Consider the following 9703-nt stretch of genomic DNA (forward strand, 5'->3'; position numbering starts at 1 on the left):
GCGCCGGAGGCGAACCGTGAGTCGACCCCGCATAGTGATCGTCGGTGCCGGCTTCGCCGGGTACCGCACGGCCCGGACCCTGTCCCGGCTGGCCCGGGGACGGGCCGAGATCATCCTGCTGAACCCGACCGACTACTTCCTGTACCTGCCCCTGCTGCCCCAGGTCGCCGCCGGCATCCTGGAGCCGCGCCGGGTCACGGTCTCCCTGTCCGGCACGCTGCCGCACGTGCGACTGGTGCTGGGGGAGGCCGACCGCATCGACCTCGACGGGCGGACCGTGCACTACACCGGTCCCGAGAACGAGGGCGGCACCCTCGCCTACGACCGGCTGGTGCTCGCGGCCGGCAGCGTCAACAAGCTGCTGCCCGTCCCCGGCGTCGCCGAGCACGCGCACGGCTTCCGCGGCCTGCCCGAAGCGCTGTACCTGCGCGACCACGTGACCCGGCAGGTGGAACTCGCGGCCTCCGCCGACGATCCCAAGAGCTGCGCCGCCCGGTGCACCTTCGTCGTGGTGGGCGCCGGCTACACCGGTACCGAAGTCGCCGCGCACGGGCAGCTGTTCACCGACGCGCAGGTGAGTCGGCACCCTTTGCGGACCGGTATGCGGCCGCGCTGGCTGCTGCTGGACATCGCCGACCGGGTCCTGCCCGAGCTGGACGAACGGCTCTCGCGCACCGCGGACACGGTGCTGCGCGAACGGGGCGTGGACGTGCGCATGGGCACGTCCGTGAAGGAGGCCACGCACGAGGGAGTGCTGCTGACCGACGGGGAGTTCGTCGACACCCGCACGCTGGTGTGGTGCGTGGGCGTACGGCCCGACCCGCTCGCCGAGTCCCTCGGGCTGCCCATGGAACGCGGCCGGCTGCTCGTCGACCCGCACCTGCAGGTGCCGGGCCGGCCGGAGGTGTTCGCCTGCGGTGACGCGGCCGCGGTGCCCGATCTGGAGAAGCCCGGGGAGTACACCCCGATGACCGCACAGCACGCCTGGCGGCAGGGCAAGGTCTGCGGGCACAACATCGCCGCGTCGTTCGGCGACGGCGAGCGGCGCGCCTACCGCCACAAGGACATGGGGTTCGTGGTGGACCTGGGCGGCGTCAAGGCCGCCGCCAACCCGCTCGGCGTGCACCTGTCCGGGCCGGTCGCGGGAGCGGTCACCCGCGGCTACCACCTGGCGGCGATGCCGGGCAACCGGGTGCGGGTCGCCGCCGACTGGTTCCTGGACGCCGTACTGCCGCGCCAGGCCGTGCAGTTGGGGCTCGTACGGTCGTGGTCGGTGCCCCTGGACACGGCCTCCCCGGAACTGGCACGGGTGCCGGGCGGACCGGGACGGGGACAGGGTCACGCAGCGGCTTCCGGTGGCGAGCCCGCGAAGAACCAGCCCGGCGGTGAACCGGCGAAGAACCAGCCGGGTGGCGAACCCGCGAAGAACCAGCCCGTTCCCGCGCCGCCCGCCGATCAGCCGCCCCCGGGCTCCGGTGCCGCCCCGGGTCCCGTCAAGCGCACCGACACCCCCGCCGATCCCGCAGACCCCGCCGAAGGAGACTCATGAACACCGGTGAACTCGTCGAACTCGGACAGCAGTTGCGCGTGGACAGTGTCCGTGCCGCGGCCGCCGCGGGTTCCGGGCACCCGACGTCCTCGATGTCGGCGGCGGACCTGATGGCCGTCCTGTTCGCCCACCACTTCCGCTACGACTTCGACCGGCCCGACCACCCGGGCAACGACCGCTTCATCCTCTCCAAGGGCCACGCCTCGCCCCTGATGTACGCGGCCTACAAGGCGGCCGGCGTCCTCGACGACGAGGAACTGCTCACCTTCCGCGAGCGCGGCAGCCGCCTCGAAGGACACCCCACGCCCCGGCGGCTGCCGTGGATCGAGACGGCCACCGGTTCGCTCGGCCAGGGCCTCCCGGTCGGCGTCGGCATCGCGCTGGCCGGGAAGCGGCTGGAGAGCGCCGACTACCGGGTGTGGGTGCTGTGCGGCGACAGCGAGCTGGCCGAGGGCTCGGTCTGGGAGGCCGCCGAGCAGGCCGCGTACGAGCACCTGGACAACCTCACGGCGATCGTGGACGTCAACCGGCTCGGCCAGCGCGGCCCCACCCGGCACGGCCACGACCTCGACGCCTACGCCCGCCGCTTCCAGGCCTTCGGCTGGCACACCGTCGAGGTGGACGGCCACGACGTGGACGCCGTCGACCGCGCCTGCGGGGAGGCCGCCTCCACCAAGGGCCAGCCCACCGCGATCCTCGCCCGCACCCTCAAGGGCAAGGGCGTCGAGGCCGTCCAGGACCGCGAGGGCCTGCACGGCAAGCCGCTGCCGGAGGCCGAGGACGCGATCGCCGAACTCGGCGGTCCGCGGGACCTGCGGATCCGGGTGCGGACGCCGTCCGGCCCCGGCACGCCCGGAGCGGGAGCGCCGCCCGCCGGGAGCACCACCGCCCTCGAACTCCCCCGCTGGGACAAGGGCGAGGAGGTGGCCACCCGGAACGCCTTCGGCGAGGCGCTGGCCGCCCTCGGCACCGCGCGCGGCGACGTCGTCGCCCTCGACGGAGAGGTCGGCGACTCCACGCGCGCGGAGTTCTTCGCCAAGGAGCACCCGGAGCGCTACTTCGAGTGCTACATCGCCGAGCAGCAGATGGTCGCCACGGCGGTCGGCATGGCGGCGCGCGGCTGGGTGCCGTACGCCTCCACCTTCGCGGCCTTCCTGACCCGCGCCCACGACTTCATCCGCATGGCGTCGGTCAGCGGCTCCCACCTCAACCTCGTCGGCTCGCACGCGGGTGTCGCGATCGGCCAGGACGGGCCCAGCCAGATGGGTCTGGAGGACCTGGCGATGATGCGGGCGGTGCACGGCTCGACCGTGCTGTACCCGTGCGACGCCAACCAGACGGCGCGGCTGGTCGCCCAGATGGCCGACCTCGACGGCATCCGCTATCTGCGCACCTCGCGCGGCGAGAGCGCGGTGATCTACGGGCCCGACGAGGAGTTCCCCGTCGGCGGCAGCAAGGTGCTGCGCTCCTCCGGCCGAGACCGGCTCACCCTCGTCGCGGCGGGCGTCACCGTGCCCGAGGCACTGGCCGCCGCGGACACCCTGGAGGGGGAGGGCATCGCCGTACGGGTGATCGACCTGTACTCGGTCAAGCCCGTCGACCGGGACACCCTGCGCACGGCGGCCGAGGAGACCGGCTGCCTGGTGACCGTGGAGGACCACCACCCCGAGGGCGGCCTCGGCGACGCGGTCCTCGACGCCTTCGCCGACGGGCGCCCCGTACCGCGTCTGGTGCGGCTCGCCGTGCGCGTCATGCCGGGTTCGGCCTCCCCGGGCGAGCAGCTGCACGCCGCCGGCATCGACGCCGAGTCGATCGCGGCGGCCGGCCGGCTGCTGGTGGAGGAGGCGGTCGTGCCGTGACCGACGGCGGTGCGCGGACGGTACGGGCCGGCCGTCGCACGGTGGAGATCCACCGGCCGGACAAGGTGCTCTTCCCCGGCGGCGGGGACGCCGGGGAGTACACCAAGGGCGATCTCGTCGACTACCACCGGGCCGTCGCCCCGTTCATGCTGCCGCACCTGCGGGGCCGCCCGCTGATGCTGGACCGGCGTCCGGACGGCATCGACGGTCCCGCGTTCATGCAGAAGAACACGCCGGACACCTATCCGGAGTGGATCACCCGGACCGAGGTCGCCAAGGAGGGCGGCACCGTCCGGCACACGGTGTGCGACGACACCGCCACCCTCCTGTACCTCGTCGACCAGGCGAGCATCACCCTGCACCGCTGGCTGTCCCGCGCCGACCGCGCCGACCGGCCCGACCGGCTGGTGTTCGACCTCGACCCCGCGGGCGACGACTTCGCGGCGGTGCGGGAGGCGGCGCGGCTGCTGGGGGAGCTGCTCGACGAGCTGGACCTGCCCTCGGCCCTGATGACCACCGGTTCCCGCGGCCTGCACGTGATCGTGCCACTGAGCGGCACCCACGACTTCGACGACGTACGCGCCTTCGCCCGCGAGGTCGCCGACACCCTCGTCACCGCCCACCCCGACCGGCTCACCACCGCCGCCCGCAAGAAGGACCGCGGCGACCGGCTGTACCTCGACGTACAGCGCAACGCCTACGCGCAGACCGCGGTCGTTCCCTACACCGTCCGCGCCCTGCCCGGCGCCCCCGTCGCCACCCCCGTCTCCTGGGACCGGCTGGACGACCCGGACCTGCACGCCCGCCGCTGGACCGTTGCCGACGCCGTCGAACAGGCGCGCACCGACCCGTGGGCCGGACTGCCGCGGCGGGGCCGCGCCCTGGGGCCCGCACGCCGCCGGCTGCGGGCGCTGCGCGACTGAGCGGCACCGCCGGCCGACGGGCGACGAGCGGGGGCGCGGCAATCGGGTGAGTCCGTGGAGGTTTGGCGAACAGGCTTGCGGCCACACGAAGGGGGAGGTGGCCATGTCGAACACGAAGAACACCGAAGAGCCACACGGTTCACAGGAAACCCAGAAGTCTCCCCGATCCCGTCAGACCACGGAGACCGCGGAGAACACGGAAACCACGGAGAAGAACACGACCACCAAACGGCCGAGCCCGATGGAGGTGCTGCGCCAGGCGCGCGGACAGCTCGCGGAACTCACCGGTATGGAAGCCGAGTCCGTGTCGTCCTTCGAGCAGACGGAGGAGGGCTGGGCGCTGGAGATCGAGGTGCTCGAACTCGAGCGCGTCCCGGACACGATGAGCCTGATGGCGAGTTACCAGGTGGAGCTGGACCCCGACGGCCAGCTCACCGGTTACCGGCGCGTCCGCCGCTACGAGCGCGGGCGGGCCGACGCACACAGGCCCGGCGGCCGCTAGGCCGCCCGACCGGACCCACACCCACAGACAAGGAGGAGCAGCCGGCATGACAGTCGTACCGGCACAGCAGACCGGCGGTGGAGGCGGCAGCAGCGGCCTCTACGACGTGCTTGAGCTTGTTCTGGACAGGGGGCTCGTCATCGACGCATTCGTGCGCGTGTCCCTGGTCGGCATCGAGATCCTCAAGATCGACGTTCGTGTCGTCGTCGCCAGCGTTGACACCTATCTCCGCTTCGCCGAGGCGTGCAACCGCCTCGACCTCGAGGCCGGACCCCGCAAGAGCCCGGGCCTGCCCGAGATCGTCGGCGAGGTCACCGAGTCCGGCGCCCGGGGCAAGTCCAAGGGGGCGCTGTCGGGGGCCGCCGAAACCATCTCCGACGCGTTCAAGCAGGGGCGTGACGGCGGTTCCGAGCGCGAGACCGAGGCCCGTCCGCGGCCCCGCAAGACCACGTCCACCCGCCGGAAGGAGGAGCAGGAGTGAGCACCTACGTCTACGGCATCACGGCGGTCACACACCCTGCCCTCCCCGAGGGCATGGGAGGCGTCGGCGACCCGCCGCGTCCGGTGCGCATCCTGCGGGAGGGGGAGTTGGCGGCCGTCGTCAGCGACGCCCCCGAGGGGCTGCGCCCCAAGCGCAGGGAGCTGCTCGCCCACCAGAACGTGCTCAGCGAGGCCGGCGCGGCCGGCTGCGTGCTGCCCATGCGCTTCGGCAGCGTCGCCCCGGACGACGACGCCGTCACCGGTGTCCTCGCCGAGCGCGCCGAGCACTACAGGGAGCGGCTGAGGGCGCTGGACGGCCGGGTCGAGTACAACGTCAAGGCCAACCACGTCGAGGAAGCCGTCCTGCACCACGTGATGGCCGGCAACCCGGAGATCCGCGCTCTCGCGGAGGCCAACCGGCAGGCGGGCGGCGGCAGTTACGAGGACAAGATCCGGCTCGGCGAGATGGTCGCCAGCGCGGTCAAGGCCAAGGAGACCGAGGACGCCGCCGCGCTGGAGCACGCCCTGGAACCGGCCGCGGACTCCGTGAGCGTGGGCCCCGAGTCCACGGGCTGGCTCGCCAACGTGTCCTACCTGGTGAAGCGCGAGGCGGCGGAGGACTTCCTGGCCGCGGTGGAGCAGGCCCGCAAGGACATGCCCCACCTCGAGGTACGCCTGAACGGCCCGCTGCCCCCGTACAGCTTCGTCGAGCCCGGCCCGGCCGAACCGGCGGGCACCGCGGCCGGCGGGGCGGACGCCGGAGCGGGGTGAGGACATGGGCCTGCTCTCGGAGGTGCTGCTGCTGCCGTTCGCCCCGGTGCGCGGCAGCGGCTGGGCCATCCGGCAGGTGCTCCGGGAGGCGGAGCGCATCTACTACGACCCCGCCACCATCCGTGCCGAACTGGCCCGGCTCGAGGAGCGGCTGGAGGCCGGAGAGATCACCGAGGAGGAGTTCGACCGGCAGGAGGACGAACTCCTCGACCGGTTGGAGACCGCAACGCGCACGAGCGCGGGTACAGGGGACGGGACGGTGCAACAGTGAACCGCGTGGGACTGGGCCTCGCGATCGGGGCCGGATATCTCCTCGGACGGACGAGGAAACTGAAGGCGGCGGTCGCCGTCGGCGGCCTGGTGGCCGGCAAGAAACTGAATCTCGGCCCGCGGGGGATCGCGGACCTGGTGTCCCAGCAGCTCCGGGACAACCCGCAGTTCAAGGAGCTCGGCGACCAGCTGCGCGGTGATCTGCGCGGCGTCGGCAAGGCGGCCTCCGGCGCCCTGGTCGAGCGGCAGCTCGACGCCCTCGCCGACCGCCTGCACGGCCGTACCACCGAGATGCGCGACCGGCTGACGGGCGCGGGCCGGCAGGAGCACGACGCCGGGAACGCCGGTACCGAGGACGCCGGGGCCGCCGAGGAGGAGGACCGCGAGCCGCAGGACGAGCAGGGCGAGGAGGAGCCGGCCTCCGGGCGGGCGGCGAAGAAGACCCCGTCGAAGAAGAAGGCCCCGTCGAAGGAGGCCGCCAAGCGGCCCGCCGGGAAGACGGCGGCGAAGAAGGCGGCCCCGGCGAAGAAGGCCGCGGCCAAGAAGACGGCGGCCGCGCGGAGCACCGCGACCCGGGGCACCCGCTCCCGCACGTCGAAGGGAGGCGGTGAAGGATGACCGACACACTCGGATCCGCGTCCTCCGCCGTTCGTGACGGTGCGCGCGGGGGAACGAACCCTCTCGCGGACGTGGCCCACAGCGAGGCCGCCGACCGGCTCAAGGCCGAACTGCAGGACTACCTCGCGGCCCAGGCCACCCGTCTGCTGACCGGCGTCGGCCGCAAGCTCGGCGAGACCACGGCCAAGCTCAACGACATCGCCGAGGGAAACAGCCCGGGCCTCGCCAAGCTCGCCGCCGACGGTGGCCGCAAGATCGCCGAGGGCAAGAGCCCGCTGCGCACCGCCGTCGAGCTCGGCGCCTCGCGGGCCAAGGACAACGTGAAGGGCGCCCTGAAGAACCTGGGCGGAGGCAAGGGCGGGCGCAAGCGCTCGGCCGGCAAGAAGCCCACCGTCATCATCGAGCACATCGACGTCGGGGTCCCGCTGCGCACGGCCTACGACCAGTGGACCCAGTACCAGGACTTCAGCACCTTCGCCAAGGGCGTCAAGAGCGCCGACAGGTCCGACGACACCACCTCGGACTGGCAGCTGAAGGTCTTCTGGTCCAACCGCAGCTGGAAGGCACGGACCACCGAGCAGGTGCCCGACGACCGCATCGCCTGGTCCTCCGAGGGCGCCAAGGGCACGACGAAGGGCGTCGTCTCCTTCCACCGTCTCGCCGACAACCTCACCCGGGTCCTGCTGGTCATCGAGTACTACCCCACGGGTCTCTTCGAGAAGACCGGCAACATCTGGCGCGCCCAGGGCCGCCGGGCCCGGCTCGACCTGAAGAACTTCGCCCGCTTCATCACCCTCAAGGGCGAGGTCGAGGAGGGCTGGCGGGGCGAGATCCGCGACGGCGAGGTCGTCCGCAGCCACGAGGACGCCCTGGCCGAGGAGGAGGACGAGGGCACGGCGCCCGAGGAGAAGTCCGAGGAGGACACGTCCGACGCGGACGAGGAGGCGGAGGAGGACACCGGCGAGGAGCCGGCCGAGGACGCCTACGCGGACGAGGACGAGAACGGGGACGCGGAGGAGTACGAGGACGAGCCCGGGCCCGACGCGGAGGCCGACGCCGAGTACGACGACGAGGCCGAAGCCGAGGACGCGGAGGACGCGGAGGACGCGGAGGAGTACGAGGACGAGCCCGGGCCCGACGCGGAGGCCGACGCCGAGTACGACGACGAGGCCGAAGCCGAGGACGCGGAGGACGCGGAGGAGTACGACGACGAGTACGACGACGAGTCCCCGGAGAGCGGGAGCCGCCGATGACGACGCCCAGCCGGTTGCCCGAGCCCTACGGCCAGGGCGGTGGCGCCAACCTCGCCGACATCCTGGAACGGGTGCTCGACAAGGGCGTCGTCATCGCGGGCGACATCCGCATCAACCTGCTCGACATCGAGCTGCTCACCATCAAGCTGCGGCTCATCGTCGCCTCCGTCGACAAGGCGAAGGAGATGGGGATCGACTGGTGGGAGTCCGACCCGGCGCTGTCCTCGCGCGCCCGTCGGGACGAACTGGCCAGGGAGAACGCCGAGTTGCGCGAACGGCTGGCCCGGCTGGAGGAACTGGAGCCCCGCCGCGCACAGGAGGAGACACCGTGACCGGACTGCGGTACGTCTACGCCGTCTGCCGTCCCTTCGGTACGCCGCTCCAGGCACAGCTGACGGGGGTGAGCGGCGATCCGCCCCGGCTGCTGCCCCACCACGGCCTGGTGGCCGTCGTCAGCCATGTGCCGGAGGCGGACTTCGCCGAGGAACCGCTCCGTGCGCATCTGGAGGACCTCGACTGGCTGACCGCGGTCGCCCGTGCCCACCAGGGCGTGATCGACGCGCTCACCACCGTCACCACCCCGCTGCCGCTGCGGCTCGGCACCGTGTTCCGGGACGACAGCGGCGTACGGACGATGATGGAGGCGCGGGAGGAGAGCTTCCTGCGGACCCTGGACCGGCTGGAGGGCCGCGTGGAGTGGGGCGTCAAGGTCTACCTCGAGTCGGAACCGGCGCCGGAAACCGCCGTCGCGCCGGAGCGGAAGCCGGCGTCCGGCCGGGACTATCTGCGGCAGCGGCGCATGCGGACGAAATCGCACGAGGAACTGTGGCAGAAGGCCGAGACCTTCGCGACCCGGCTGCACGAAATGCTTTCCGAGTGCGCCGAGGATTCCCGGCTGCACGCACCGCAGAACCCCACGCTCTCCGGCGCCTCCGGGCGGAATGTGCTCAATGCCGCCTACCTCGTGCGGCGCACGGAATCCGAGGAGTTCGTGGAAAAGGTGGACCGGACCAAGGACGGGGCTCCCGGAATCCGCGTCGAACTCACCGGCCCCTGGGCCGCCTATTCGTTCGCGGGTGAGGAAACGGCACCCTCGGAGGGGAAACCGGGGGAGGGGCCGTGACCGTCGTCGAACGCCGGGAGATAGCCCTGGTGGACCTGCTCGACCGGCTCCTGGCCGGCGGAGTCGTCATCACGGGCGACATCACGCTGCGCATCGCGGACGTCGACCTGGTCCGCATCGATCTCAACGCGCTCATCAGCTCGGTGAACGCGCAGGTTCCCTCCCCCTTCGAGGAGTCGCGTTGACGGCCCACCAGGACGACCGGCACGTCGAGCCGCATGCCGAGCCGCACGTCGAGCCGCACGCCGAGTGGGATGTCGCCCCGCAGGCGCACGCCGAGCCGCACGGCGGCCGGCGCCGGCGGCTCGACCTGGAGCCGGACACGGTCGAACGCGACCTGATCAAGCTGGTGCTC

General features: G+C 72.5%; 12 protein-coding genes and 1 pseudogene. All 13 read left to right on the forward strand.

Annotated features, from left to right (window positions below):
* Positions 1-16: 16 nt before the first annotated feature.
* Positions 17-1549 (forward strand): NAD(P)/FAD-dependent oxidoreductase, encoded by a 1533-nt coding sequence (locus tag RIM90_RS11760; RefSeq protein ID WP_309060585.1) that lies wholly within the window; start codon positions 17-19, stop codon positions 1547-1549.
* Positions 1546-3408 (forward strand): transketolase, encoded by a 1863-nt coding sequence (locus RIM90_RS11765; protein ID WP_309060586.1) that lies wholly within the window; start codon positions 1546-1548, stop codon positions 3406-3408. Before RIM90_RS11760 ends, RIM90_RS11765 begins: the two co-directional genes overlap by 4 nt.
* A complete protein-coding gene (gene ligD, locus RIM90_RS11770) occupies positions 3405-4331 on the forward strand; it encodes a non-homologous end-joining DNA ligase (RefSeq protein ID WP_309060587.1) in 927 nt (308 codons plus the stop codon). Before RIM90_RS11765 ends, ligD begins: the two co-directional genes overlap by 4 nt.
* A 103-nt stretch (positions 4332-4434) precedes the next feature.
* Positions 4435-4833, forward strand: a complete 399-nt coding sequence (locus RIM90_RS11775) for a gas vesicle protein (RefSeq protein ID WP_309060588.1) — start codon at positions 4435-4437, stop codon at positions 4831-4833.
* Between the two features lie 46 nt (positions 4834-4879).
* On the forward strand, positions 4880-5314 hold the full coding sequence (locus tag RIM90_RS11780; protein ID WP_309060589.1) for a gas vesicle structural protein GvpA: 435 nt from the start codon (positions 4880-4882) through the stop codon (positions 5312-5314).
* On the forward strand, positions 5311-6084 hold the full coding sequence (locus RIM90_RS11785; RefSeq protein WP_309060590.1) for a GvpL/GvpF family gas vesicle protein: 774 nt from the start codon (positions 5311-5313) through the stop codon (positions 6082-6084). Before RIM90_RS11780 ends, RIM90_RS11785 begins: the two co-directional genes overlap by 4 nt.
* A 4-nt stretch (positions 6085-6088) precedes the next feature.
* On the forward strand, positions 6089-6355 hold the full coding sequence (locus tag RIM90_RS11790; RefSeq protein ID WP_309060591.1) for a gas vesicle protein GvpG: 267 nt from the start codon (positions 6089-6091) through the stop codon (positions 6353-6355).
* A complete protein-coding gene (locus RIM90_RS11795; RefSeq protein ID WP_309060592.1) occupies positions 6352-6972 on the forward strand; it encodes a DNA primase in 621 nt (206 codons plus the stop codon). The genes RIM90_RS11790 and RIM90_RS11795 overlap by 4 nt, the downstream gene beginning before the upstream one ends.
* Complete coding sequence (locus RIM90_RS11800; protein WP_309060593.1) at positions 6969-8225, forward strand: SRPBCC family protein; 1257 nt, start codon at positions 6969-6971, stop codon at positions 8223-8225. Before RIM90_RS11795 ends, RIM90_RS11800 begins: the two co-directional genes overlap by 4 nt.
* Positions 8222-8557 (forward strand): gas vesicle protein, encoded by a 336-nt coding sequence (locus RIM90_RS11805; protein ID WP_309060594.1) that lies wholly within the window; start codon positions 8222-8224, stop codon positions 8555-8557. Before RIM90_RS11800 ends, RIM90_RS11805 begins: the two co-directional genes overlap by 4 nt.
* Positions 8554-9348: a GvpL/GvpF family gas vesicle protein gene (locus RIM90_RS11810; protein WP_309060595.1), complete on the forward strand. Its 795-nt coding sequence runs from the start codon at positions 8554-8556 to the stop codon at positions 9346-9348. The genes RIM90_RS11805 and RIM90_RS11810 overlap by 4 nt, the downstream gene beginning before the upstream one ends.
* Positions 9345-9533, forward strand: coding sequence for a gas vesicle protein (locus RIM90_RS11815; protein ID WP_004981027.1), 189 nt, complete (start codon positions 9345-9347; stop codon positions 9531-9533). Before RIM90_RS11810 ends, RIM90_RS11815 begins: the two co-directional genes overlap by 4 nt.
* Positions 9530-9703: pseudogene (locus RIM90_RS31550) on the forward strand (gas vesicle protein K); the annotation flags it as partial. The gene RIM90_RS11815 and the pseudogene RIM90_RS31550, both read left to right, overlap by 4 nt.

This window comes from Streptomyces sp., from assembly GCF_031181555.1.
Classification (GTDB): Bacteria; Actinomycetota; Actinomycetes; order Streptomycetales; family Streptomycetaceae; genus Streptomyces; species Streptomyces fimbriatus.